This is a genomic window from Pseudomonas sp. TWI628 (genome assembly GCF_039673865.1).
GTDB lineage: Bacteria > Pseudomonadota > Gammaproteobacteria > Pseudomonadales > Pseudomonadaceae > Aquipseudomonas.
Genome location: NZ_JBDJMM010000002.1, coordinates 90,676 through 116,440 on the forward strand (window position 1 = coordinate 90,676; position 25,765 = coordinate 116,440).

Consider the following 25,765-nt stretch of genomic DNA (forward strand, 5'->3'; position numbering starts at 1 on the left):
CGTCCAGATCGATGATTGGAGAGACAAGCATGTCCAAAGTCGTACGTTTCCATCAGACCGGTGGCCCGGAAGTGCTGCGCTACGAGGATGCCGAGGTCGGTGAGCCCGGCCCGGGCCAGGTGCGCCTGCGTCAGGTGGCGGTCGGCCTGAACTACGCCGATACCTATTTCCGCAATGGCACCTACCCGATCCCGCTGCCCAATGGCATTGGCGTGGAAGCCTCCGGCGTGGTGCAGGCGGTAGGTGAGGGCGTGTCCCAGGTAGCGGTGGGTGACCGGGTCACCTACACCGGCTTCCTCAACACCCTCGGCGCGTATTGCACCGAGCGCCTGATCCCCGCCGCGGCGCTGATCAAACTGCCGGAAACCATTGCCTTCGAGACCGCCGCCGCCATGACCATGCGCGGCCTGACCGCGGCCTACCTGATGCGCCGGCTGTACGACTTCAAGCCCGGCGACACCGTGCTGCTGCATGCCGCCGCAGGTGGCGTCGGCCTGATCGTCGCGCAGTGGGCAAGGTTGCTGGGGCTGAACGTGATCGGCACGGTGTCCACCGAGGCCAAGGCCGAGGTTGCCCGCGCCCATGGCTGCAACCAGATCATCAACTACAGCGTCGAGGACGTGGCCAGCCGTGTGCGTGAGCTCACCGATGGCGTCGGCGTCAACGTGGTGTTCGACAGCGTTGGCAAGAACACCTTCATGGGCTCGCTCGATTCGCTCAAGCGCCGTGGCCTGATGGTCTGCGTCGGTACCGCCTCCGGCACCATCCCGCCGTTCGACCCACAGTTGCTGGCGATCAAAGGCTCGCTGCAGCTGACCCGCCCGGCACTGGCCGACTTCATTGCCGACCCTGCGGAAAAGGCCGACCTGGCCGGCGAGCTGTTCGACCATGTCAGCAGCGGCCGCATCCGCATCGAAATCAACCAGCACTATGCCCTGCAGGACGCCGTCCAGGCCCATCGTGATCTGGAAGCGCGCAAGACCACCGGCTCGTCGATCTTCGTCATCTGAAGAGGGCAACAGCATGCACATCGAACAACTGACCTGTGCGATCGGCGCCGAAATCAGCGGCGTCAACCTGGCTGACGCGATCCACGATGACGACCTGTTCGAGCAGCTGCGCGCGCAGCTGCTCAAGCACCGAGTGCTGTTCCTGCGTGACCAGCACTTCAGCCGTGCCGAACACGTGGCCTTTGCCCGGCGCTTTGGTGACCTTGAGGACCACCCGGTGGCCGGCAGCGACCCGCAACACCCGGGCCTGGTGCAGATCTACAAGCGCCCTGACCAGCCCAACGACCGTTATGAAAACGCCTGGCACACCGACGCCACCTGGCGCGAGGCACCGCCCATGGGCTGCGTGCTGCGCTGCGTCGAGTGCCCGCCGGTGGGCGGCGACACGATGTGGGCGAACATGGTGCTGGCCTATGAAAACCTGCCGAGTGATGTGAAGGCGAAGATCGAAGGCCTGCGCGCACGCCACAGCATCGAAGCCAGCTTCGGCGCCGCCATGCCGATCGAAAAGCGCCTGGCACTCAAGGCGCAGTTCCCGGATGCCGAGCACCCGGTGGTGCGCACGCACCCGGACACCGGTGAGCAGGTGCTGTTCGTCAACGCTTTCACTACCCACTTCAGCAATTACCACACGCCCCAGCGTGTGCGTTTCGGCCAGGACGCCAACCCCGGCGCCGCCGACCTGCTGCGCTACCTGGTCAGCCAGGCCTACCTGCCCGAGTACCAGGTGCGCTGGCGCTGGAAGCCCAACAGCGTGGCCATCTGGGACAACCGCAGCACCCAGCATTACGCGGTCATGGACTACCCGCCGTGCCATCGCAAGATGGAGCGTGCGGGGATCAAGGGCAGCCGCACCTTCTGAGTCATCCGCCGTACACACACGTACGGCGCACAGCACAATAACAATAGCGAGGACTACTGCATGCAATTCTTCGACGATTCGTTGCACCCGGAAAACATGGAAAAGGTGGTGATCACCGTCGCCCCGTATGGCCCGGAGTGGATGCCCGAGGACTTCCCCGAAGACATTCCGCTGACCATGGACGAGCAGGTGCAGAAGGCGGTCGATTGCTATGAAGCCGGCGCCACCGTGTTGCACCTGCATGTGCGCGAACTGGACGGCAAGGGCTCCAAGCGCCTGTCCAAGTTCAACGAGCTGATTGCCGGCGTGCGCGAAGCCGTGCCAGACATGATCATCCAGGTCGGCGGCTCGATTTCCTTTGCCCCCGAGGGCGAAGGCGAGGCGGCCAAGTGGCTGTCCGACGACACCCGGCACATGCTCGCCGAACTGACCCCACGCCCTGACCAGGTGACCGTGGCGATCAACACCACGCAGATGAACATCATGGAGCTGCTGTATCCGGAATATCTGGAAGGCACCTCCCTGGCCCACCCGGCGATCCACGCTGCCTACAGCGAGATGACCGTGCCCGCCGGCCCGGCCTGGGTCCGCGAACACCTGCGCCGCTTGCAGGCAAGTGGCATCCAGCCGCACTTCCAGCTGACCGGCATGCATGCCCTGGAAACCCTTGAGCGCATCGTTCGCCGTGGCGACTACATGGGCCCGCTGAACCTGACCTGGATCGGTATCGGTGGCGGTTTCGACGGCCCCAACCCGTTCAACTTCTTCAACTTCATCCACCGCGCGCCGGATGGTTGCACGCTGACTGCCGAATCGCTGCTCAAGAACGTGCTGCCGTTCAACACCATGGCCCTGGCCATGGGCCTGCATCCACGCTGCGGCAACGAAGACACCATCATCGACCAGCACGGCAAGCGCTTCGGCTCGGTGCAGCAGATCCAGCAGACCGTACGTGTGGCCCATGAACTGGGCCGTGAAGTGGCCAACGGCAAAGAGGCCCGGGCCATCTACCGCATTGGCGAGCAGTACAGCAGCATCGAACAGACCCTCAAGGCCAACGGCATGGCGCCCAATCGCCAGCCGGGGCAAAAGGGCGTGCCGCAGCGGGCCTGATAGCAGGTCCGGCCCTATCGCCGGCTTGTCGTGGCGACAAACCGCGGCGATAGGGCCAGAACAAGCAGTAAAGCTTTTGGCTGTTACCCATAACAACAAGAACATCACCCACGCCAGATACTCCGAGGAGGCACCATGGCCACCTATCTCGCCAGTGCCGAAGCACCCGGCACCGACACCGCGCTCAGCGTGCCCCGGCGTTACGCCTGGGTCGTCTTCGCCCTGACCTTCGGCCTGTTGATTTCCGACTACATGTCGCGCCAGGTGCTCAACGCCGTCTTCCCGCTGCTCAAGGGTGAATGGGCCCTGAGCGACAGCCAGCTCGGCCTGCTCAGTGGCATCGTCGCGCTGATGGTCGGCCTGCTGACCTTTCCGTTGTCATTGCTGGCGGACCGTTTCGGCCGGGTACGCAGCCTGGTGCTGATGGCCGTGCTGTGGAGCCTGGCGACCCTGGGCTGCGCCCTGGCGGAAAACTACCCGCAGATGTTCATTGCCCGCTTCCTGGTGGGTGTCGGCGAGGCCGCCTATGGCAGCGTTGGCATCGCTGTGGTGGTGGCGGTATTCCCCCGTGACATGCGCTCGACCCTGGCCGGCGCGTTCATGGCCGGTGGCATGTTCGGCTCGGTGCTGGGCATGGCCCTGGGCGGCGTGCTGGCCCAGCACCTGGGCTGGCGCTGGGCGTTCGCCGGCATGGCCCTGTTCGGCCTGGTGCTGGCGCTGCTTTACCCGCTGATCGTCAAGGAAGCGCGCATCACCCCCACATGCGCCAAACAGGCCCAGGTCAAGGCCAGCCACCCGCTGCGCACCTTGTATGGCTCGCGCTCGGTGATCGGTGCTTACATCGGCAGTGGCCTGCAACTGTTCGTCGGTGGCACGGTCATCGTCTGGATGCCCAGCTACCTCAACCGTTACTACGCCATGGGCACTGATCGCGCCGGCGCAATTGCTGCGGTCATCGTGTTGTGCAGCGGCATCGGCACGATCCTCTGCGCGATGCTCTGTGACCGCCTGGGCCGCCAGCGCCCGGACCGCAAGATCAGCCTGGCCATCGGCTATTGCCTGGGCAGCTGCCTGCTGTTGTCGGTGGCCTTCGCGCTGCCGGCAGGTACCGCGCAACTGGTGCTGATCTGCCTGGGCATGATGATCGCCGTCGGCACCAACGGCCCGTCCAGCGCCATGGTCGCCAACCTGACCCACGCCGCCGTGCATGGCACGGCGTTCGCCACCCTGACCCTGGCCAACAACCTGCTGGGCCTGGCGACCGGCCCGCTGATTACCGGCCGGGTATCCGACCTGATCGGTCTGCACGCCGCGTTCCAGCTGGTGCCGCTGGTGAGCATCGGCGCCGCCGCCGTGTTCTTCATTGCCAAACGCCATTACCACAGCGACATGGAACGTCTGCAAGCATCGGTCAGCCGTACCGAGGAGTTGAGTTCGTGAAACAGACGTTGTCCGTCGAAGTGTTCTTCGATTTCATTTGCCCGTGGTGCCTGATCGGCCAGCGCCAGTTGCAGGCCGCCCTGTTGCTGCTGCAGCGCGAGCAGCCGCAGGTTGAAGTGACCCAGCAGTGGCAGGGCGTGCAACTGCTGCCTGGCCTGCCCGCCGGTGGCTTGCCTTTCCACGCGTTCTATGTGCAGCGGCTGGGCAGCGAACAGGCCGTTCGCGAGCGCCAGGCGCAGGTGCGTGCTGCGGCCAGCGTGGTCGGTGAAGATATCGACTTCACGCGTATCCGCCGCATGCCCAATACCGCCAATGCCCACCGCTTGCTGCAACGTGCATCCGGCCTGCTCAGCGCCAGGCGGCTTGAAACCCTGCTGGCGCAGCTGTTCATTGCCTACTTCCATCAGGGGCGCGACCTGGGCGACAACCGGGTACTGCTCGCGATTGCCCAGTCCTGCGGACTGCAGGTGGCACAAGTGGTCGATTGCCTGCGCGACGATGGCAGCCCGTTCCTTGGCGGCGCCGGGCGCGCGGGCAGCGCGGTGCCGTGTTTCCGCTTCAATGGGGGCCGCCTGATCCCCGGCGCGCAACCTGCCGAAGTGCTGTTCGCCGCCATGCGTGAAGCCCTGCAGATACAGGTGCCGGCATGAGCCGGCGGATCGCCCTGGCCGCGAGCCAGGTGCCCGAGCGCAACGGGCGTGTGCTGGTGGAGAGCCACGGCAAGAGCCTGGCCGTGTTCAATGTGGCCGATACCCTTTACGCCATCGACGACAGTTGCCCGCACCAGGGCGCCTCGCTGTGCGGCGGGCGCCTGGAGGGGCGGGTCATCCAGTGCTGCGCCCATGGCCTGCGCTTTGACCTGGCCAGCGGCTACCTGCTCAATTCCACCGCGCTGAAGGTCAACAGCTACCCGGTCGAGTGTCAGGGCCAGCAGGTGTTCATCGTGCTGAATGACGAGGAGGGCGGGCAATGAGCACGCTGGCTATAACGGCGGCACAACACCGCATTCGTGCATTGGCCCCAGGCGTTGCGGTCAGCCTGATCGTGGGCGCGGCGGCGAGCTTTCTGAGCGAGCATTATGCAGCCCCGGTCATGCTGTTTGCCTTGCTGCTGGGCATGGCCCTGAACTTCCTTGCCGTCGATGGGCCGTGCAAGGCCGGTATCGAGTTCACCGCCCGCGGGGTGCTGCGCCTGGGCGTGGCTCTGCTGGGCATGCGCATTACCCTGGACCAGATCGCCAGCCTTGGCTGGAAACCTGTAGTACTGGTGATCACGCTGGTGGCGGTGACCATCGTGGTCTCGGTGATTGCAGCAAAGGCCTTGGGCTTTTCCCGCTTGTTCGGCCTGTTGACCGGCGGTGCCACGGCCATCTGCGGCGCCTCGGCGGCGTTGGCGCTGGCGGCAGCGTTGCCCCAGCACCCGCGCAAGGAGCACGCCACGTTGTTCACGGTCATTGGCGTATCGGCGTTGTCGACCCTGGCGATGATCCTCTACCCGATGATTGCCAATTGGCTGCACCTGCCGCCGGGGCAGGCTGGCGTATTCCTGGGTGCCACCATCCACGATGTGGCCCAGGTGGTCGGCGCCGGTTACAGCATGTCCACCGAAACCGGCGACATCGCCACGGTGGTCAAGCTGATGCGCGTGGCCATGCTGCTGCCGGTGATTGTCTGCGCGGCGATGATCACCCGCCGCCAGGGCCTGGATGCCGGTGGCCAGCGTCCGCCGTTGCTGCCGTGGTTCGCCGTCGGCTTTGTGCTGCTGGCCTGCGTCAACAGCACGGGGTGGGTATCTGCGGCGGTGCAGGGCGGTATCAATGACCTGTCCCGTGGCTGCCTGGTGGTGGCGATCAGTGCACTGGGCATGAAGACCCAGCTCAAGGCCTTGGCGTCCGTGGGGCTCAAGCCCATCGCGCTGATGGTGGGTGAAAGCGTGTTCCTGGTGCTGCTGGTACTGGCCCTGATGCACTGGGGCCTTTAAGGCGCCTGTTCGGCATGCTGCGCCCGCCAGCTGGCGGGCGGCATGCCGAACTGGGCGATGAACCAGCGGGTGAATGAACTGGGCATCGAGTAACCGAGCATGTCGGCGATGCGCCCCAGCGAATAGCTGGGGTTTTCCAGGTAACGCATCACCAGGTCGCGGCGCACGTTGTTGATCATGTCCTTGAACGTCAGCCCTTCTTCTTCCAGGCGCCGTTGCAGCGTGCGCACATTCATGCCCTGGGTCTGCGCCACCTGTTCGATGGTGGCGCGGCCCATGGGCAGCAGCAGGTAGATGGTCTTGCGCAGCTCCAGCTCCAGTGACGGCGTGCCACCGGCCGGCAGAGTGTCCAGGTAGCGCCGTGCCAGGCGTGCCATGGCCTCGTTGGCCTGGGGGCTGGCGCTGTCGAGGTCGGCGGCGGGGCAGACGATGCCGTTGAACTCGCTGCCGAACACCAGCGTGCAGCCGAAGATGCGCCGGTGGACGGCCAGGTCGGCCGGCGCGGCATGGGTGAAGTTGGCGCTGATCGGGTGCCACTGGGCACCCAGCAGCGCCGCGCACAGGCGCAGCATCACGCCGATGGCAAGCTCCGTGGCCTGGCGGCTGCACGGCGCCCGCTCGTTGATCACTTCCTCACGAATAATGACCGTCTTGCCGGCTTCCTCGACATGGATGGCCAGTGCATCGTTGAGCAGATGACGATACTGCACGATCACTTGCAGGGTATCGCGCAGGTTGCGCTGGTGGCTGAGCAGCAGGCTGATCTCGCCGAAATCCGAGAGCTGGCGCGATTCGGCCATGCGCAAGCCAAAGGTATCGCAGCCGCTGACACGGGCCGACTCTTCCAGCAGGGTAATCACGTTGGCTGCCGGAATCCGCCGGTTGGGGTCTTCGAGCATTGCAGCGCTAAGGCCCACCTGGGCGAGCAGGGCGTTAGGGTTCAGGCCCACGTGGCGGGACACTTCGAGGTAGTTGGTCAGGCTGGCGGCACGGACTAGGGCTGGCATTTTTATTGTTTTCCGTCAGGCGGTCTGTGATTTATAGCCTGCGTGTCATCAATTGAGAAGCACAAGCCCGAAACATCAGCTTGTCATCAAATGAAAAGTCACTGACGCGCAATGTGAAGCACCCGTCGAGCCCCCTCTTTACTGTGAACCTCGTACCCGATCCAAGCCGAGGTCCTGACGTGGAAAAACTGCAAACCACCGCCACCGTGCTGATCATCCCTGGCCTGCGCGAGCATGTCAGCGAGCATTGGCAAACCCTGCTTGAAGCGCGCCTGGCCAAGGTCCGCAGCGTGCCACCGCTGCAGGTCGACGGGCTTAGCTGCAACGCCCGTGTCGAAGCTATCCAGCGCGAGCTGGAACAGATCGACGGCGAGGTGGTGCTGGTGGCGCACAGCGCTGGCGTGTTGATGGTGGCCCACTGGGCGGCCCGCTATCAGCGGCCGATCAAAGGCGCCTTGCTGGCCGCACCGCCCGACTTGCACGCCCAGTGGCCGGCTCATTACCCCAGCCCGCAAAGCCTCGCCGAGCAGGGTTGGTCGCCGTTGCCGATGGCACCGCTGCCGTTCCCCAGCATCGTCGCCGCCAGCAGTAACGACCACCTCGCCAGCTTCGATGCAGCAGGTGGCATGGCGCAAGCCTGGGGCAGCGAGCTGGTCGCCCTGGGGCCGGTCGGCCACCTCAACCCGGCAGCCGGGTTTGGCCCCTGGCCGCTGGCTGAAAACCTGATTCGTCGCCTGGACCACTGATCTGCCAACCCCGCACGGATGCCCAAGCCAAGCCCGCAGATGACGGGCGGCCATGAACAACAAGAACAATAAGTGGAGTCATCGCAATGCCAGAACACCGCATTCACCGTGCTGTGAAACCACAGCGCTGCCTGCTCGCCTGCGCCATCAGCCTGCTCAGCCTGCCCGGCGCGCAAGCCTTCGAAGTCACCACCGGTAGCGAAGACTGGGCCGTGCGCTTCGACAACACGGTCAAGTACAACTATGGCGTGCGCACCGAAAGCGCCGACAAACGCCTGCTCGGCACGCCCAACAGCAACGACGGTGACTACAACTTCCGCAAGGCTGGCACCACGGTCACCAACCGGGTCGACCTGCTGACCGAGCTGGACGTGGTCTACCAGGGCAACACCGGCTTTCGCGTCAGCACCGCCAGCTGGTACGACAAGGCTTATGACAACACCGGTTCCAACAGCAACCCGTTCGTCAACGGCAACGGTGACCAGTCCGGCATCAACCCCAGCCTCAATGGCCTGCCGGGCACGGGTGTGCCGCTGGGCAGCCCGCACCTGAGCAACTATGCCCAGCGTTACTACAGCGGCCCGTCCGGTGAAGTGCTGGATGCCTTCGTGTTCTTCAGCCGCGATGTGGGCGAGCAATCGCAAGTCAGCGCCAAAGTCGGCCAGCACAACCTGTTCTGGGGTGAAACCCTGCTCAACCCGGTGCACTCGCTGAGCTACGGCCAGTCCGGGCTGGACCTGGCCAAGCTGGCGGCCTCGCCGGGCACCGAAGCCAAGGAGCTGTTCGTCCCGCGCAACCAGTTGTCCACGTCGTTCATGGTCAACCCCGAACTGACCTTGGGCGCCCAGTATTTCTTTGACTGGGATGCCGCGCGCCTGCCAGAGGCCGGTACCTTCTATGGCGGCTCCGACGTGGTGGGCGAGGGCGCCGAGAGCTTCCTGCTCGGCCACACCGGTACCCCCGGGCTGATCCCGGTGCGCGGCGCGCTCACCACCATCCGCCGTGGCGACGACCTGACCCCGCGCAACAGCGGCGACTGGGGCGTCATGGCCAAGTGGTCGCCCGAGTGGCTTGGCGGCACGCTGGGCTTTTACTACCGCAAGACTTCCGAGATCCTGCCCCAGGCCTGGCTCGACGCACGCGGCATGACCGTGGCCCGGGGGCCGTTCGGCAACCCGCCAGGCGGCCGCCAGGGTGCGGTCGGCAACCTGTACAACTCGCTGCAGAGCACCACGTACCAGTTTGCCTATTCCGACGACATCGACATCTATGGCCTGAGCCTGTCCAAGGACATCGGCGGCATCAGCGTCGGCAGCGACCTCAACATTCGCCAGCACATGCCCCTGGCGAGTATCCCGGCCATCGTCAGCGCCCCCGGCACCGCTGGCCTGGGCGGCGGCTTCGGCCTGCTGCCACCACGCCTGGCCAGCAGCGGGGTGATCTACGACGTACCCAAGGACGGCGACAGCCTGAGCGCCACCGGTGAAACCCTGCACTGGACCCTCAACGGCCTGATGACCATCGGCAACACGCCGCTGTTCGACTCGGCAACCCTGCTCGGCGAGCTGTTCTACAGCAACCTGCTCAAGCTCGATGGCCACAACGAGGCCCTGTACAAGGGCAAGAGCAGCTACCGCGGCATCGACCAGCCGACCCGTGACAACTGGGGTATCGCTGTGAACTTCACCCCCACCTGGTTCCAGGTGATGCCAGGTGTCGACATGAGCATGCCGCTGTCGGTCAACGTCGGCATCGACGGCGTGTCGCCCGTGCAGGGCGGCGGTGCCAAGGACACCGGCAACTATGCGGTCGGCGTCAGCGCTGCCATCTACAACCAGTACTTCGTCGACCTCAAGTACGTCGACAGCTTCGGCAAGACCCAGTCCTGCAAGGATGGCCAGACCGACGGCAGCACGCCGAACGCCCTCGACGGCGAACAGGACTACACCTGCTACGGCGGCGGCTACGCCTCCTTCTCCGGCGGTGGTGCCACCACCGAAGACCGTGGCGCCCTGTACCTGACCCTCAAGACCACGTTCTGAGACCTGTCCCCCACAGACTTCACAGGAAAACAACAATCATGAACTACGTGAAAACCCTGTTGGCCACCTGCCTGTCGCTGGCTGCCCTCAACGCCGCCCACGCCGCGGTATCCCCTGACCAGGCTGCCAAGCTGGGCAAGAACCTGACCACCCTGGGCGCGGAAAAGGCCGCCAATGCCGATGGCTCGATCCCGGCCTACCAGGGCGGCCTGCTGACGCCTCCGGCCGGCTACCAGAGCGGCGCCAGCATGCGCCCCGACCCGTTCGCCAGCGAGAAACCGCTGCTGGTCATCGATGGCAAGAACGCCGAGCAGTACAAGGGCCAGCTGACGGCCACCACCCTTGAACTGCTTAAACGCTTCCCGACCATGCGTGTCGATGTCTACCCGACCCACCGCAGCGTGGCACTGCCACAGGCGGTGCTGGACAACACCCTGAAGAACGCCACCGGCGCCAAGAGCCAGGAGGGCGGCACTGCGGTGGACAACGTGCTGCCGGGCATCCCGTTCCCGATCCCGCAGAACGGCGCCGAGGCGATGTGGAACTTCCTGCTGCGCTACCAGGGCGTGAGCATGACCGCCAAATACGACTCGTGGAACGTCGACGCGGCGGGCAAGCCCACGCTGTCGACCACCGGCCAGGCCAACATCAGCTACCCGATCTACGAAGACATGAACAAGCCGATCGGCGCCAAGGACACCTACTACCAGATGAAACTGGTGTACACCGGCCCCGCCCGCCGCGCCGGTGAAGCGATGATGTTGCGCGATGCCGCCAACCCGCTGGTGCAGCCGCGCAGCGCCTGGCAGTACCTGCCTGGGCAGCGCCGGGTCAAGCTGGCCCCGAACCTGGCCTACGACACGCCCAACCCAGGCACCTCGGGCTCCGGCACCTACGATGACGTGTTCGTCTTCAACGGCGCCCTGGACCGCTACGACTGGACCTTGGTCGGCAAGCAGGAAATGTACGTGCCGTACAACACCTACCAGCTGACCTACAACACCGACGTCAAGCAGCTGATCACCCCCAATCACCTCGCTCCGCAGTTCGTGCGCTGGGAAAAACATCGCGTGTGGGTAGTGGAAGGCAAGCTCAAGGACGGTGCGCGGCACATCTACCACAAGCGCCGCTTCTACCTCGACGAGGACAGCTGGGTGGCCCTGGCTTCCGACCAGTATGACGCCCGCGGCCAGCTGTACCGTGGCTCGTTCGCCTTCCTGACCCAGAGCTACGACAAGCAGACCCCGGATGCCACGCCATTCATGATCTACGACCTGGTCGGTGGCACCTACAACCTCAACGGCGTGGTCGGCGCCTACGGCGGCATCCGCTACATCGACCCGCTGTCCAAGGCCCAGTGGTCGCCTGAATCGCTGGCCGGCAATGGCATTCGCTGAGCGCATGGCGCAGAGGTAGGCAATGTCTGTCTTCAAACGATGCAGCGTGGCGATGCTGCTCTGGGGCGCGCTGCAAGGCGCGGCCCAGGCGGCGCCTTTCACCGACGTGCTGGACCTGCCGGCGATGCCCAGTGCATTGGCCGCAGCCAGTGCGCTGCGTGATGTGACCCAGGCCGGTGCGCGCCTGGTGGCGGTGGGCCCGCGCGGGCACATTGTGTATTCCGACGACCATGGCGCGCACTGGCAGCAGGCCCAGGTGCCGGTCAGCGCCGACCTCAACGCGGTCAGCTTCCCCACTGCCGAGCACGGCTGGGCAGTGGGCAATGACGGTGTGGTGTTGCACAGCCGTGACGGCGGCCAGCACTGGCAAAAGCAGCTCGATGGCCGAGCACTGGCCGACGGCACCGACAGCACCTTGCTCGATGTGTGGTTCAGCGATGACCAGCACGGCTATGCCGTGGGCCTGTTCAACCTGCTGTTGCGCACCGAGGACGGTGGCCAGCACTGGTTGCCGTGGCAGGACCACAGCGACAACCCGCAAGGCCTGCACTTGACCAGCCTGGCGCCAGTCGGTGACGCGCTGTACATCACTGGCGAGCAGGGCCTGCTGCTCAAGCTGGATACCGCCAGTCAACGCTTCGAGCAGGTACCCACGCCGTATGCCGGCACCTTGTTCGGTGCCGTCGGCAAACCCGGCCTGCTGCTGATCTACGGCTTGCGCGGCAATGCCTACCGCAGCAGTGACGGCGGCCAGCAATGGCAACCGGTCAGCAGCGGGGTGAAGACCAGCCTCACGGCGGCCAGCCTTGGCGCAGGCGGCGAGGTCTGGCTGGCCAGCCAGGCCGGCGACCTGCTGCTCAGCCGCGACGGCGGCGCCAGCTTCAGCCCGCAGCCACAAGCCACGCGTGGCCCGGTGACCGCGCTTGCCGACGACGCCGGTACCGGCCTGGTACTGGTGGGCGAGCGGGGCGTGCGTACCTTCGACGAGAGAAGACCCTGATGGCCGATATCCGCCAAGACCCACTGCCGGTGATCCACAACCTCGCCGACTTCGACCCGCGTTCGGGCAATCGCCTGGAGCGCCTGGTGTTCAACCACCGCCTGGCCTTCGTGCTGTGCATGCTGCTGACCACCCTGGTGCTCGGCTACATGGCACTGACCCGCCTGGAGCTGCGCCCCAGCTTCGAGAAAATGCTGCCGCAGAGCCACCCCTACATCCAGAACTACCTGGCAAACCGCCAGTCGCTGCGCGGCCTTGGCAACTCGGTGCGGGTGGTGGTGGAGAACACCCGCGGCGACATCTTCGACCCCGACTACCTGCAGACCCTGCGCCAGATCAACGACGAGCTGTTTCTCAGCGACGGTGTCGACCGTGCCTGGATGAAGTCGCTGTGGAGCCCGGCGGTGCGCTGGACCGAGGTCACCGAAGAAGGCTTCCAGGGCGGCCCGGTGATGCCTGACGGCTACCAGGGCGGCGCCGCCGACATCGAGCAGCTGCGCCAGAACATCGAGCGCGCCAATATCGTCGGCAGCCTGGTGGCCCGCGACTTCAAGTCGAGCATGCTGATCGTGCCGCTGCTGGACCAGGATTCGGCCACCGGCAAAGGCATCGACTACCACGCCTTCTCGCAAAAGCTCGAACACCTGCGCAGCCAGTACCAGGCCAGCGGCCAGTACCAGATCCACGTGATCGGTTTCGCCAAGCTGATGGGCGACCTGATCGACGGGCTGATCCAGGTAATGGCGTTCTTTGCCCTGGCCGTGGTCACCAGCCTGGTGATCATCTACCTGTACACCCGCTGCGTGCGCAGCACCTTGCTGGTGGTGCTGTGTTCGCTGACCGCGGTGGTCTGGCAGCTGGGCATCGTTGCCTGGCTGGGTTATGCCATCGACCCGTACTCGATCCTGGTGCCGTTCCTGATCTTCGCCATCGGCGTGTCCCACGCCGCGCAGAAGATGAACGGCATCCTCCAGGACATCGGCCGTGGTACCCACCGGCAGATCGCCGCACGCTACACCTTCCGCCGCCTGTTCGTGGCCGGGGTCACTGCGCTGCTGGCGGACGCGGTGGGCTTTGCCGTGCTGATGCTGATCGATATCCCGGTGATCCAGGACCTGGCCATCACCGCCAGCATCGGTGTGGCGGTGCTGATCTTCACCTCGCTGCTGCTGATGCCGGTGGCGCTGTCGTATGTCGGCGTTGGCCGCAAGGCCGCCGAGCGCGCCTTGTACATCGATGCCCGTGCGGCGCAGCACCGTGGCTTTGGCCGCTTGTGGGACCTGCTCGACCGCTTTACCGAACGCAAGTGGGCCACGGGCGCCTTGCTGGTGGCCGTGGCCCTTAGCGCCGTCGGTGTGTGGGGCAGCCTGCAGCTGAAGATCGGCGACCTCGACAGCGGTGCCCCGGAGCTGCGCGCCGACTCGCGCTACAACCGCGACAACGCCTTCATCACCAGCCACTACGCGCTGAGCAGCGACACCTTCGCGGTGATGGTCAAGACGCCCGCCGAAGGCTGCCTGCGCTACCAGACGCTGGTGCTGGCCGACCGCCTGGCCTGGGAGCTGCAACAGCTGCCCGGGGTACAGACCACGTTGTCGCTGGCCAACGCAGTGCGCCAGATCACCGCCGGCACCTACGAGGGCAACCCGCGCCTGAACAGCCTGCAGCGCAACCAGGACGTGCTCAACTACGCGGCCCAGCAGGCCTCGGTCAACACCCCGGAGCTGTTCAACAACGACTGTTCGCTGATGCCGGTGATCGCCTACCTCAAGGACCACCGTGCCGACACCCTGGCGCAAGTTGCCGCCACCGCCGAGCGCTTCGCCCAGGCCAACAGTGGCGACGATCACCAGTTCCTGCTGGCCGCCGGCAGCGCCGGTATCGAGGCCGCGACCAATATCGTCGTGCGCGAGGCCAACCACCGCATGCTGTTGCTGGTGTACCTGGCAGTTACCGTGTTCTGCCTGTTCACCTTCCGCAGCTGGCGCGCCACCCTGGTGGCAATCCTGCCGCTGATGCTCACCTCACTGCTGTGCGAAGCGCTGATGGTGGCGATGGGCATCGGTGTCAAGGTCGCCACCTTGCCGGTGATCGCCCTGGGTGTCGGCATTGGCGTCGACTACGCGTTGTACCTGCTCAGCGTGCAGCTGCATCACCAGCGTGCCGGCCTGCCGCTGGCCCAGGCCTACCAGAAGGCCGTGGCCTTCACCGGGCGCGTGGTCGGCCTGGTGGGCATCACCCTGGCCGCTGGCGTGGTCGGTTGGGCCTGGTCGCCCATCAAGTTCCAGGCCGACATGGGCCTGCTGCTGACCTTCATGTTCCTCTGGAACATGCTCGGCGCGCTGGTGCTGATCCCGGCGCTGTCGCACTTCCTCTTGCGTGGCCATGGCGCCCCGGCGGCAAGCCGGGCCCGTGCCGCGTCACGTTCGTCAACCCAAGAAACCGAGTGTTCGCCTCATGTCTGATTACCTTCCGCCACTGCGCGACATGGATTTCCTGTTCAACGAAGTGTTCGATATCCCGGCCTGGTGGGCGCAGACCCCGGCGCTGGCCGAGCAGGTCGATGCCGACACCGCCCGGGCCGTGCTCGAGCAGGCCGGCAAGCTGATTGCCGACGTGGTGGCGCCGCTCAACCGCAGTGGTGACGAGCAGGGTTGCCGTTGGGAAAACGGCCGCGTAATCACCCCGGATGGCTTTGCCGACGCCTACCGGGCGTTTGCCGAAGATGGCTGGGTGGGTGTGGCCGGCGCCCCGGAATATGGCGGCATGGGCATGCCGAAAGTGATCGGCGCCCAGCTCGAAGAAATGCTCAACGCGGCCAACCTGTCGTTCGGCCTGTACCCGATGCTCACCGCAGGCGCCTGCCTGTCACTGCTCAACCACGCCAGCGAGCCGCTCAAGGCGCGTTACCTGCCACCGATGTATGAAGGGCGCTGGACGGGCTCGATGTGCCTGACCGAGCCGCACTGCGGTACTGACCTGGGCCTGCTGCGCACCCGTGCCGAACCGTCGGCCGATGGCCGCTACCGGGTCAGCGGCACCAAGATCTTCATCACCGGCGGTGAGCAGGACCTGAGCGAGAACATCATCCATCTGGTGCTGGCCCGTTTGCCTGACGCACCTGCTGGGGCCAAGGGTATTTCCCTGTTCCTGGTGCCGAAAGTGCTGGTCGACGATGATGGCGCGCTGGGCGAGGCCAATGCTGTCAGTTGTGGCTCGATCGAGCACAAGATGGGCATCAAGGCCTCGGCCACCTGCGTGATGAACTTCGACGGCGCCATCGGTTACCTGGTCGGCGAACCGAACAAGGGCCTCAATGCCATGTTCACCATGATGAACTACGAGCGCCTGGGCGTGGGTATCCAGGGCCTGGCCCTGGGCGAGCGCTCCTACCAGAACGCCATCGCCTATGCCCGCGACCGTCAGCAGGGCCGCGCCCCGACCGGCGCCGAGGCGCCCGGGCAGGCCGCCGACCCGATCGTCGTGCACCCGGATGTGCGGCGCATGCTGCTGACCATGAAGGCCCTGAACGAAGGCGGGCGGGCATTTTCCACCTACGTGGCGCTGCAACTGGACCTGGCCAAGTACAGCGAGGATGCCGACGCACGTCGCCTGGCCGAGGCCAAGGTGGCCTTGCTGACCCCGGTGGCCAAGGCTTTCCTCACCGACATGGGCCTGGAAACCACGGTGCATGGCCAGCAGGTGTTCGGTGGCCACGGTTACATCCGCGAATGGGGCCAGGAACAGCTGATTCGCGATTGCCGCATTACCCAGATCTACGAAGGCGCCAACGGCATCCAGGCCCTCGACCTGGTGGGGCGCAAGCTGCTGGGCGATGGCGGCCAGGCGTACCGCCTGCTGTCGACGGAGATCCGCACCTTCGCCGAGGCGCTGACCGCCGAATTCGCAGCTCCGCTGTTGGCGGCGCTGAACGAGCTCGATGACCTGACGGCCTGGGTCCTCGACCGCGGCCAGGGCAACCCTCGGGAGATTGGCGCTGCGTCGGTGGAATACCTGCATGCGTTCGGCTACACGCTGTATGCCTACCTGTGGGCACGCATGGCCGAGGTCGCCCTGAACACCGCGCAGCCCGAGCCGTTCCACCAGAGCAAGCTGGCCACCGCACGCTTCTACTTCGCGCGCCTGCTGCCGCGTACACAATCGCTGAGCGCCAGCGTCAAGGCCGGTAGCCACAGCCTTTACCTGCTCGATGCCGACCTGCTGTGAAGGATGCCGCGATGACCACCACCCGTATCATGCCGGCCGCCGAACAGGCCTATGGCTACCCGCTGCTGATCAAGCGCCTGCTGTTGTCGGGCGTGCGTTACCAGCCGAACCAGGAAATCGTCTATGCCGACACGCTGCGCTACAGCTACACGACGCTGATCGAACGCATCCAGCGCCTGGCCAACGTGCTCACCGAGGCCGGGGTCAGGCCAGGCGACACCGTCGCCTTGCTCGACTGGGACAGCCACCGCGCCCTGGAATGTTTCTTCGCCGTGCCGATGCTCGGCGCTGTACTGCACACCGTCAACGTGCGGCTGTCCGCCGAGCAGGTCCGCTACACCATGAACCATGCCGAAGACCGGCTGGTGCTGGTGCATGACGACTTCCTGCCGCTGATGGCGCAGCTGCGCGATGAACTGCCGACCGTGCAAGGCTTCATCCGCCTCAGCGATGGCGCCTGCGACCAGCCGACGCTGCCCACCCTGGGCGAGTACGAGGCGTTGCTGGACGCGGCGGGCACCCGCTTCGACTTCCCCGACTTCGACGAACACTCGCTGGCCACGCTGTTCTACACCACCGGTACCACCGGCCTGCCCAAGGGCGTTTATTTCAGCCATCGCCAACTGGTGCTGCACACCCTGGCCGAGCAGGCCACCCTGGCGGCCTGCGGCGGCGAACCGCTGTTGCGTGAAGGCGATGTGTACATGCCGATCACGCCGATGTTCCATGTGCATGCCTGGGGCGTGCCCTATGTGGCCACGGCGCTGGGCATCAAGCAGGTCTACCCGGGGCGCTACGAGCCCAACCGCCTGGTGCGGCTGTACCGGGAGGAGGGTGTAACCTTCTCGCACTGTGTACCAACCGTGCTGCAGATGATGCTCGACTGCGACGAGGGCCGGCGCACCGACCTGGTCGGCTGGAAGATGCTGCTCGGTGGCAGCGCACTGACCGTGGGGCTGGCGCAGCGCGCGAGCAACCGCGGTATTCGCGTGCACTGCGGCTATGGCATGTCGGAAAGCTGCCCGCTGCTCAGCGTCACCCGCCTGAACGCCCAGGACCTGGCGCTGCCCATGGCCGAGCAGGTGCCGCTGCGCATCAATGCCGGCGTGCCGATCGTGCTGGTGGACCTGCGTATCGTCGATGACGCCGGCAATGACGTGCCACACGATGGCGAGCGCCTGGGTGAAGTGGTGGTGCGCGCGCCATGGTTGACCCAGGGCTACTTCAAGGAACCGGAGCAAGGCGCCGCGCTGTGGCGCAGTGGCTGGCTGCACACCGGTGACCTGGCCTCCGTCGACGCAGGTGGCGTGGTGCGCATCCGCGACCGGATCAAGGATGTGATCAAGACCGGTGGCGAGTGGATCAGCTCGGTCGAACTGGAAAGCCTGATCAGCCAGCACCCGACGGTCGAGGCGGTGGCGGTAGTCGGCGTGCCGGACCCGCAATGGGGCGAGCAGCCGCTGGCACTGCTGGTTTGCCGCGACGGTCGGCAGCTGGATGCGGCGGCGTTGGCCGAGCATCTGCAGCCTTTTGTTGCCAGCGGCCAGCTGAACAAGTGGGCGATTCCGCGGCAGATACGTTGTGTCGAGCAAATCCCGAAAACCAGCGTGGGCAAGGTCGACAAGAAATTGATCCGACAGTCGCTACTCACCGAATAACCTGCGCAAGAAAGCGGATGCAGCGGGGGGCGAGCGACGTTAAAGTGCGCTGAAACTGGTTTGCCGTAGGAAGCTCAGATGTCCAGCGCCTTTACGTTGATGCCGTCCCCGGTCGGCACCCTGACCCTGGTCGCACGCGGCGAGCGACTCGCCGCTGTGCTGTGGCAGGAGGAACGCGAGAACCGCGTGCGGCTTGGCGATCTGCACCGCGATGACCGCCACCCGATGCTGCGCGAAACGGCCCACCAGCTGGGTGAGTACTTCGCTGGCACCCGCCAGCACTTTGAACTGGCGCTGGACTTTGCCGGCACCGAATTCCAGCGCCAGGTGTGGGCGGCCCTGCTGACCATTCCCTTTGGCCAGACCCGCAGCTACAGCGACATCGCCCGGCAGATCGGCAACCCCAGTGCCGTGCGCGCGGTGGGTGCAGCCAACGGGCGCAATCCGATCTCGATCATTGCTCCGTGCCACCGGGTAATCGGCGCGTCCGGCAGCCTGACCGGGTTTGCCGGGGGCTTGCCGGCCAAGCAGTATCTGCTGGCGTTGGAAGGGCGGCAGAGCCTGGCTTTGGACCTCTGAACAATCTGCGCCAGTTGTCCCTCACGCAGACAGCGGCACACCGAGCGCAATGTTGCTGCTGGTATCCAGCAGGATCAGGCCTTCGGCCTTGTCATCCAGCGCTGCCAGCAGGTTGCCCTGGCTGTCCCAGGCTGCCGAGCCGCCGGCACCGATGAAGTTGTCGGCCGGCCCGACGCAGTTGGCCAGCAACACCGGAATGCCCAAGCTGCGTGCCACCTCCGGATAATGCTCGTTGCCTTCGCGCATGCCTTTGGCGGTCTTGGCCACGCTGACCAGGTACAGCTCGGCACCCAGCCCGTGGGCCTGGGCGGCATGTTCGATGAACATCGACTCATAGCAGATGGCCGGGGCGATCTGCAGCGGCCCCGACGCGAACACCAGGGGTTGATCGCCGGGCGTGAAGAACGGCCGTTCATCGTCATGCAGGCGTTGCTTGGCATACGCCAGCGGCGGCTGGCCCGGGCGCAGGATGGGCATGCCGATGCGTATTCCTTCTGCGGTCGGCAGTGGCAACCCCACGGCCACGCTGATTGCCAGCTGATCGCAAAGCGCCTGCAACGGTTCAAGGCGGGCAGAGGTCAGCGGCAGGGCCACCTGGCGTGCCAAGGTCGGTTCGTAACCGGTCAACGACAGTTCCGGGAACACCACCAGTTCCGCGCCCAGTGCCGCGGCTTGCTCGATGCAGCGCAGATGGCGGGCGAGGTTGCCGGCTAGGTCACCTTTGCGCGACGCCAGTTGTACGGCACAGAGTTTCATGGTGCGTCCCTTCCCTGGTACAGGTCGAAGGGCCGAGCATACCCCCGACACACTCGCCTGTACCAGCAAAGGGTTGCCTCAGGACGTCGAATGCGGCGCGAACCGCTGGCGGAACCAGTCGTAGAGCATGGCCTTTTCCGCGTACAGGCGGTCACTGCTGTGGGCGGCGCGGCCCGGGCGGCTCAGGTACATCTTGTCGCTGACCCGCTCCTTGGCCTGCTGGTCGGGCTTGCCAGGCTGGTGCAGGGTGTAGCTCAGGTCGATGGTCGGCCAGGTGATGTCTCGCATGAAGCGCACATCGTAGGCCTGGCTGTGCCATGGCTCGTAACGGCCAGCCAGGTCGACGTCGCGAATGTCGATGACCAGTTGCTGGTCGGGCTGCAGGTAGCGCTGGCCGAGTTTCTGCAGGTATTCGGTCAGGGTCTTCATCACGTAGGGATCGGCGCCGCGTTCATAGCCAGGGCCATCGAGGCTGGCGTCGCGAAACTTTTCCGGGTGGTCGAAACGCACCTCGACCTGCGCAGGCGGGGTGCCTTGTGCCATGCTGTTGAATGACAGCGCCATGAGCACGGCACACACAAGAGCGTTACGCATGATGCACCTCCGGGGCGGGCTGCGTGTCGCTTCATTTTACGCCGGCCGCGGCGCGCCAGCAGAGGAACATTGTAATGAGCCGGTTTCGGCGGTTAGCCGCCAACAGCAAGGGGCGTGACTTGGCCGTGGGTGATATCCACGGGCATTTTCGGCGGCTTGAGCAATGCCTGGACGCAGCAGCTTTCGACCCCGCAGTGGACCGCCTGTTCAGCGTCGGCGACCTGGTCGACCGCGGGCCGCACAGCGAAGAATGCCTGTGGTGGCTTGAGCAGCCCTGGTTTCACGCCGTGCAGGGCAATCACGAGTCGCTGGCGATCACCTGCCTGCATGGCGGGCGTCTGGATCTGGAGATGTACCGTGCCGCAGGTGGTGGCTGGTTCATCGACATGCCCCGCGACAAGCAGGCGGTCTTCGTCGAACGGTTCCTGCAACTGCCGATTGCCCTGGAAGTGCAGACCCACTCCGGCCTGATCGGCCTGCTGCATGCCGACAGCCCGTTCAACGACTGGAGCGAATTGCGCAACAGCCTGCTGTTCGATGACGACGCTGGCGTTCGCGAGGTGTGCCAGTGGTCGCGTCAACGCCTGAAGGATGGCAACACCGAGCTCGTGGCAGGCTTGCGCGCCTTGCTGGTAGGGCATACGCCGGTATTGCGGGCCAAGCAGTTGGGCAACGTCTGGCATCTGGATACCGGCGGCTGGGCCAGCGGCCATTTCAGCCTGATGGACCTTGCCAGCCTGCGCCTGGTCAGCCCGCCAGCAGATGAATCAGCAGCGCCACGGCCAGCACCATCAGCATGACCCCGCAGGCCCGTTCCAGCCACGGCAGGGCATGGGCGAAGCGCCGCAGCAGGCGTTGATTGCCGATGGCCGCTGCCACCAGCAGGTCCCACAGCAGCACGATGCTGAACATCCACGCGCTGTACAGCCACTTCCAGCCGGCGCTGCTGCTGGCCACCATGCCAGCGAGGCTGGCGTAGAACAGCGCGTTCTTCGGGTTCAGCGCCCCTGACAGAAAGCCCAGGCCCAGGCCACGCCACCAACCCTTGATCGCGCCCGGCCCAGCAACGGCTGTCAGCTCGTTTTTACCGGCATGGCGCAGGAACAGCAGGCCGATGTACAGCAGGTAGCCAGCACCGGCCAGTTGCAGGGTGAGGAACAGCACGCTGCCTTGGCGCAGAATGGCCAGGCCGGCAAAGGCCATGGCGATGAACAGGCCATTGGCCAAGGCGATGCCCAGGCAGGCGCCGCTGGCCACGCGCCAGCCTGCCGCTACCGAGGTGCGGGCAACCAGGAAAAAGTCCGGGCCGGGTGAAAGCAGGGCGAGGAAGTGGGCGAGGGCGACGATCAGGAACTGCTCCATGCTGGGCTGTCTCGGGAACAAAGCCGCAGTCTGGAGGCTGCTCTGGCACAGGTATTGAAGATTATTGCGCGTGGCGGTACTGCCCCGGCGTCACCCCGACATGGGCTTTGAACACCCGCTGGAAGTGGCTCTGGTCGGCAAACCCCAGCTGGTAGGCAACCTCGGCCAACGCCAGGCCGTCACGCAGCAGCAGCCGGCCACGGTTGACCCGTGCATTGAGCAGGTAAGCATGGGGTGTCAGCCCGGTGGCGGCGCGAAATGCACGGATCAGCTGGTAGCGGCCAAGGCCTGCTTGCCTGGCCAGGCGTTCCAGGCTCAGTTGCGCCAGGTCCTGCGCTTCGATGTGTTCGATCAGCCCCCGCAAGGTCGGCATCCGCAACACAGGCGCGGGGGCCGCGAGCGATGCCGGTTGCGCCGAAAAATCGTGATCCCCCAGGAATGCCAGTAGCGCCGCTTCTTTCTCGCCGACGCCGGCGGTGGAAAAGAGCAGGTCGTTCAGCGCGCAGAATTCACGGTATAGCGCCGGGTCCCGGCTGATCCGCGCAGGGGCACCGGGCCTGGCTGCGGCGAGCCCTGACTCCAGCCGCCACTGCGCCAGCCAGGCAGCATCCACATGCAGCATCTGGTAGCTCCAGGCTTGGCCAGGCACGGGGTTGCAGGCATGTACCCGCTGCGCCGGCACCAGCACCAGGGTACCCGGCGTGAGGCGCTCCTGCCCGTCGCCAGCGCCTGTGAAGCAGCTGTTGCCGGCATCCACCGCGCCGATGGAGAAGGTCGGGTGACTGTGCGCCTTGTAGCAGGCGCGGCTATGGCAGGCGCGGCGGCTTTCCACCCAGGGCAGTGCCGGGTCGCGCCAATGCTGGGAGCGGGCAGTGGGCATGACAGGGTCCTCGATCAGCTGGCCAGCTTAGCAGCGGCGGGCGCTTGACCGTACAGTTTTTGCCGCTGGCTGTACCTTGACCCGGCCCCGGCCCGGCATCGACAGTAGCGGCTGATTGCCTGGAGAACAAAATGGACCTGTCGAGCCTGTTGCTATTCATCCCTGCCTGCTTTGCCCTGAACATGGCGCCGGGGCCGAACAACCTGTTGTCGTTGCACAATGCCAGCCGCTTCGGCCTGCGCACCGCCTGCGTGGCCGGCGCCGGGCGGATTCTTGCCTTCAGCGGCATGATCGCCCTGGCCGCCATGGGCCTGGCGGTGGTGCTGCACACCAGCGAATTCCTGTTCCTGGCAGTCAAGGTGGTGGGCGCGGCGTACCTGTTCTACATCGCCTGGCAGCTGTGGCGCGCCCCAGTTGGCGAGGCCGTGGTGGCCGGTGATCATCCGCGCGGCACCTGGCGCCTGGCGCGCCAGGAATTCTGGGTGGCGGCGGGCAACCCGAAGGCCATCCTGATCTTCACCGCCTTCCTGCCGCAGTTCGTCTCGGTTGGCAGCGCCACCCCGGTGAGCGAGCAGTTCCTCTGGCTCGGCATGCTGTTCCTGCTGCTGGAGTGGGCAGCGATCGCCATCTACTCAGGCCTGGGTGCCTACCTGCAACGCTGGTTCAGCCAGCCAGGGCCGCGCCGGTTGTTCAACCGGGTCAGCGCCTCGCTGCTCGGTTGCGCTGGCCTTGGCCTGCTGGCGGCGCGCCGCTAGAACTGCCAGCGCACGCCCAGGTTCACGCCGCTGGCTTCCTGCTGGCGGCTGTCGAGGTTGCTTGAGTACTGCACGCCGCCGTGCAGGCTCAGCGCCGCGCTGACCTGGGCAGCCAGGCCGGTTTCCAGCTGCAACGAGGTGTAGCGGTAGTCGGTCTTGATCTTGTCCACCCCATCGAAGGTCAAGGTGTCGCGACCGCCGTCGCCATGCCACAGGTTGAGCTGCGCGTAGGGTTGCAGCAGGCGCCCGCTGCTGGCGTTGTAGGCGCCTTCGAGGCGCACGCCGAGCCGGCCGGTGAGCTCGACCTGGGCATCATGGCTGACGTGCGCGACGCTGTCGTTGGCGCTGTCCAGTGAGACTTTCTGGGCAATCAGCTGGGCTTGCGGCTCCAGGGTCCAGCGTTCGGACAGGCTGATCGGGTAGCCGGACTCCAGCGATGCGGTCCAGGCGTGGCCGTCGATGTTCAGTTTGTCGCCCCGGTCAGAGCGGGCGCGGCCATCGAGTTTGGTGTACTGCAGCACGCTGTCGAGGTACCAGCCTTGTGGCCCAACCAGCGTCCAGTAGCCGCCAACGCTGTCGCCATCGAGCTTCAAGTCACCAACGCTGCGGTCCTTCACGGCCAATGCGAAGCCTTTGACGTCGGCGTCCAGCCGGCTGTGGCTGACATACAGGCCCAGATGCTGGCGATAGCCGTTATCGCTGAGCTTGGCATACAGGTCCTGGCCCACCTTGAAACCGTACAGGTCACCGTTCAGGCTCGGGCTGACGGTGCCGCTCCATTGCTGGCGCAGCGCGCCGCCGTAGGCCTGGCCCCAGCTGGCGGGCAGGCTGCCTTGGCCAGCCAGCAACTGCTGGTCACCCTGGCGTTGGTGGAAGGTGCCCAGGGCCTGACGAGCGATGATTGCAGCACCCCGTGGTGCGGCGGCGTAAACCGGCACTTCGGGGCGGTACAGCGGCACACTGACGCCGGCAACCGGGGCTGGCAGCTCGGCCTGGCCGGGAGCCGGTGCAGCCACGGGTGGGGTTGCTGCGGGCTCGACTGGCGGCTCACCTGGTGCCGGGGCGGTGGCGGACGGTGTTGCCACCAGCGTCGAGCGCAGGTACCAGCTGTTCTCGCTGCCTGCGGTTACCCCGCCCTTGAACAGCCGGTAGTCGTAGGCGCCGACCGACAGCGTCTGTGTCTGGACAAAGGCGGTGGCGCTGCTGGTGGCGCCATTGCGAGCCTCGACCACCTGGATGCCGTTCTGCAGGGTGGTAGCACCGGTGCCGCCCAGGTTGTTGACCTGCAAGCGCGTACTGCCGGTGATCGTGCCTTGGCTGACGACCAGCCGGTCGGAGGCTGCGTCGTCACCTGCCAACACGCTGTTTACGCGCAACAGTCCATTTTCCCCCACGTAATTGCCGTTCACAGTCAATCTGCCTTGAGCGTCATCGCCACTGCTGAGGTCGAGGGTACCAGCATTGTTCAGCGTCGCCTTCTGCCCTTGGCTGACGGGCGTGATGGTGCCTTGGCGGGAAACCAGTGTACTGCTGTCGTCGATGAGCAAGGCGCCAGTGCCGCTGCCAGGCTGCTCAGCGGTGCCGTCGCCAAGGGTCAAGGTGTCGTCCAGTGTGAGGCGGCTGTTTTCGAACAGGCCGATGGCTTCCCAGTTCACATACCGGGTTGCGCCATTGATCTGGCTGTTCTCGAATACCAGGCTGTCGTTGCCGCGGCCACCGTCCAGGGCAATGACCAGCGTGCTGGAGTCGAGGCCGACGATGGTTGCATGGTCATCACCCGGGCCCATATCGACCTCGCCGCGAATACGGCCGCCAGTCCAGGTGAAGACGTCGTCTCCCGCACTGGCCAGTACATTGCCTTTCAGCAGGCCGCCGCTGATGGTGATGTCGTCGACTCCGCCGCTGGTACTGATGTTGCCGCCGATGGTGCCACCACGCAGGATGATGGTGTCGTTGCCGAAGCCGCTGACCAGGTTGCCATCGATCAAGGTATCGACACCAGGGGCCTCGGACATTTCGAAGTAGTTGTCTGCCAGCTTGAGGTCGACGCGGCCAATACGCCCGCCGGCGAAGGTCGCGTAGTCGCCATCCTCGAATGCACCGACGATCTGCCCGGCGGACATGGAGAACGTGTCGTAGCCTTGCCCTTGATTGAGCGATTGCACGGTCCCGCCGGTCATCCTGAAGTCGTCGATGGCCGGGGTCTGTACGACGGCACCCAGGTTGTCGCCAGGCGAAACCACCAAGGCTTGCGCGTGGACGATCAGCGGCAGGGCAACGAGGGGAAAGGCAGCAGGCAGTAGCAGGCGAGGGCAACGCATAGGCAGGTCTCCGTGTCCATTAGAGGGACCACTACC

General features: G+C 65.5%; 23 protein-coding genes. 17 read left to right on the forward strand and 6 right to left on the reverse strand.

Annotation, left to right across the window (positions count from 1 at the left end; translation table 11 throughout):
- Positions 1–29: 29 nt before the first annotated feature.
- From ABE528_RS01975 to ABE528_RS02005, 7 genes are all read left to right on the forward strand, one after another.
- Positions 30–1,010 carry a quinone oxidoreductase gene (locus tag ABE528_RS01975; protein ID WP_346651993.1) on the forward strand — a complete coding sequence of 327 codons (981 nt, stop codon included), beginning with the start codon at positions 30–32 and terminating at the stop codon, positions 1,008–1,010.
- Positions 1,011–1,023: 13 nt separating this feature from the next.
- On the forward strand, positions 1,024–1,872 hold the full coding sequence (locus ABE528_RS01980; protein WP_152957544.1) for a TauD/TfdA family dioxygenase: 849 nt from the start codon (positions 1,024–1,026) through the stop codon (positions 1,870–1,872).
- A gap of 60 nt (positions 1,873–1,932) precedes the next feature.
- Positions 1,933–2,985 (forward strand): 3-keto-5-aminohexanoate cleavage protein, encoded by a 1,053-nt coding sequence (locus tag ABE528_RS01985; RefSeq protein WP_152957543.1) that lies wholly within the window; start codon positions 1,933–1,935, stop codon positions 2,983–2,985.
- 135 nt (positions 2,986–3,120) lie between these two features.
- Positions 3,121–4,425, forward strand: coding sequence for an MFS transporter (locus tag ABE528_RS01990; protein ID WP_346651994.1), 1,305 nt, complete (start codon positions 3,121–3,123; stop codon positions 4,423–4,425).
- A complete protein-coding gene (locus tag ABE528_RS01995) occupies positions 4,422–5,075 on the forward strand; it encodes a DsbA family protein (RefSeq protein ID WP_346651995.1) in 654 nt (217 codons plus the stop codon). The genes ABE528_RS01990 and ABE528_RS01995 overlap by 4 nt, the downstream gene beginning before the upstream one ends.
- Positions 5,072–5,398 (forward strand): Rieske 2Fe-2S domain-containing protein, encoded by a 327-nt coding sequence (locus ABE528_RS02000; protein ID WP_152957541.1) that lies wholly within the window; start codon positions 5,072–5,074, stop codon positions 5,396–5,398. The genes ABE528_RS01995 and ABE528_RS02000 overlap by 4 nt, the downstream gene beginning before the upstream one ends.
- Entirely contained in the window at positions 5,395–6,405 is a 1,011-nt protein-coding gene (locus tag ABE528_RS02005) for a putative sulfate exporter family transporter (RefSeq protein WP_346651996.1), read from the forward strand. Before ABE528_RS02000 ends, ABE528_RS02005 begins: the two co-directional genes overlap by 4 nt.
- Here ABE528_RS02005 and ABE528_RS02010 read toward each other — a convergent pair.
- Positions 6,402–7,412: an AraC family transcriptional regulator gene (locus tag ABE528_RS02010; protein WP_346651997.1), complete on the reverse strand. Its 1,011-nt coding sequence runs from the start codon at positions 7,410–7,412 to the stop codon at positions 6,402–6,404. The two genes, ABE528_RS02005 and ABE528_RS02010, sit on opposite strands and share 4 nt — an antisense overlap.
- Positions 7,413–7,591: 179 nt before the next feature.
- On the opposite strand from ABE528_RS02010, the gene ABE528_RS02015 reads away from it, so the two are divergent.
- From ABE528_RS02015 to ABE528_RS02050, 8 genes are all read left to right on the forward strand, one after another.
- The gene (locus ABE528_RS02015) at positions 7,592–8,158 is read left to right on the forward strand and encodes an alpha/beta hydrolase (protein WP_346651998.1); all 567 of its coding nucleotides are present in this window, start codon (positions 7,592–7,594) and stop codon (positions 8,156–8,158) included.
- A gap of 86 nt (positions 8,159–8,244) precedes the next feature.
- Positions 8,245–10,200, forward strand: a complete 1,956-nt coding sequence (locus tag ABE528_RS02020; RefSeq protein ID WP_346651999.1) for a DUF1302 domain-containing protein — start codon at positions 8,245–8,247, stop codon at positions 10,198–10,200.
- A gap of 38 nt (positions 10,201–10,238) precedes the next feature.
- A complete protein-coding gene (locus ABE528_RS02025) occupies positions 10,239–11,597 on the forward strand; it encodes a DUF1329 domain-containing protein (RefSeq protein ID WP_152957537.1) in 1,359 nt (452 codons plus the stop codon).
- A gap of 22 nt (positions 11,598–11,619) precedes the next feature.
- Complete coding sequence (locus tag ABE528_RS02030) at positions 11,620–12,597, forward strand: YCF48-related protein (protein ID WP_346652000.1); 978 nt, start codon at positions 11,620–11,622, stop codon at positions 12,595–12,597.
- Positions 12,597–15,062, forward strand: coding sequence for an MMPL family transporter (locus ABE528_RS02035; RefSeq protein ID WP_346652001.1), 2,466 nt, complete (start codon positions 12,597–12,599; stop codon positions 15,060–15,062). Before ABE528_RS02030 ends, ABE528_RS02035 begins: the two co-directional genes overlap by 1 nt.
- Positions 15,055–16,824, forward strand: coding sequence for an acyl-CoA dehydrogenase C-terminal domain-containing protein (locus ABE528_RS02040; protein WP_346652002.1), 1,770 nt, complete (start codon positions 15,055–15,057; stop codon positions 16,822–16,824). The genes ABE528_RS02035 and ABE528_RS02040 overlap by 8 nt, the downstream gene beginning before the upstream one ends.
- Positions 16,825–16,835: 11 nt before the next feature.
- Entirely contained in the window at positions 16,836–18,482 is a 1,647-nt protein-coding gene (locus ABE528_RS02045; protein WP_346652003.1) for a fatty acid--CoA ligase, read from the forward strand.
- Between the two features lie 78 nt (positions 18,483–18,560).
- A complete protein-coding gene (locus tag ABE528_RS02050) occupies positions 18,561–19,061 on the forward strand; it encodes a methylated-DNA--[protein]-cysteine S-methyltransferase (protein ID WP_346652004.1) in 501 nt (166 codons plus the stop codon).
- A 21-nt stretch (positions 19,062–19,082) separates the two neighbouring features.
- Here ABE528_RS02050 and ABE528_RS02055 read toward each other — a convergent pair whose 3' ends face one another.
- Both ABE528_RS02055 and ABE528_RS02060 read right to left on the reverse strand, forming a co-directional pair.
- On the reverse strand, positions 19,083–19,817 hold the full coding sequence (locus ABE528_RS02055) for a carbon-nitrogen hydrolase family protein (RefSeq protein ID WP_346652005.1): 735 nt from the start codon (positions 19,815–19,817) through the stop codon (positions 19,083–19,085).
- 78 nt (positions 19,818–19,895) lie between these two features.
- Complete coding sequence (locus tag ABE528_RS02060) at positions 19,896–20,411, reverse strand: DUF3016 domain-containing protein (RefSeq protein WP_346652006.1); 516 nt, start codon at positions 20,409–20,411, stop codon at positions 19,896–19,898.
- A gap of 74 nt (positions 20,412–20,485) precedes the next feature.
- Between ABE528_RS02060 and ABE528_RS02065 the strand changes: the two genes are divergently transcribed.
- The gene (locus ABE528_RS02065; protein WP_152957529.1) at positions 20,486–21,211 is read left to right on the forward strand and encodes a metallophosphoesterase; all 726 of its coding nucleotides are present in this window, start codon (positions 20,486–20,488) and stop codon (positions 21,209–21,211) included.
- Here the strand turns inward: ABE528_RS02065 and ABE528_RS02070 are convergent.
- Together ABE528_RS02070 and ABE528_RS02075 are read right to left on the reverse strand one after the other, a co-directional pair.
- Complete coding sequence (locus ABE528_RS02070) at positions 21,159–21,773, reverse strand: LysE family translocator (RefSeq protein ID WP_346652007.1); 615 nt, start codon at positions 21,771–21,773, stop codon at positions 21,159–21,161. The two genes, ABE528_RS02065 and ABE528_RS02070, sit on opposite strands and share 53 nt — an antisense overlap.
- Positions 21,774–21,834: 61 nt before the next feature.
- The gene (locus tag ABE528_RS02075) at positions 21,835–22,653 is read right to left on the reverse strand and encodes an AraC family transcriptional regulator (protein WP_346652008.1); all 819 of its coding nucleotides are present in this window, start codon (positions 22,651–22,653) and stop codon (positions 21,835–21,837) included.
- Positions 22,654–22,784: 131 nt separating this feature from the next.
- On the opposite strand from ABE528_RS02075, the gene ABE528_RS02080 reads away from it, so the two are divergent.
- The gene (locus ABE528_RS02080; protein WP_346652009.1) at positions 22,785–23,408 is read left to right on the forward strand and encodes a LysE family translocator; all 624 of its coding nucleotides are present in this window, start codon (positions 22,785–22,787) and stop codon (positions 23,406–23,408) included.
- Here the strand turns inward: ABE528_RS02080 and ABE528_RS02085 are convergent.
- Positions 23,405–25,729, reverse strand: coding sequence for an autotransporter outer membrane beta-barrel domain-containing protein (locus ABE528_RS02085; RefSeq protein WP_346652010.1), 2,325 nt, complete (start codon positions 25,727–25,729; stop codon positions 23,405–23,407). The two genes, ABE528_RS02080 and ABE528_RS02085, sit on opposite strands and share 4 nt — an antisense overlap.
- Positions 25,730–25,765: the final 36 nt, after the last annotated feature.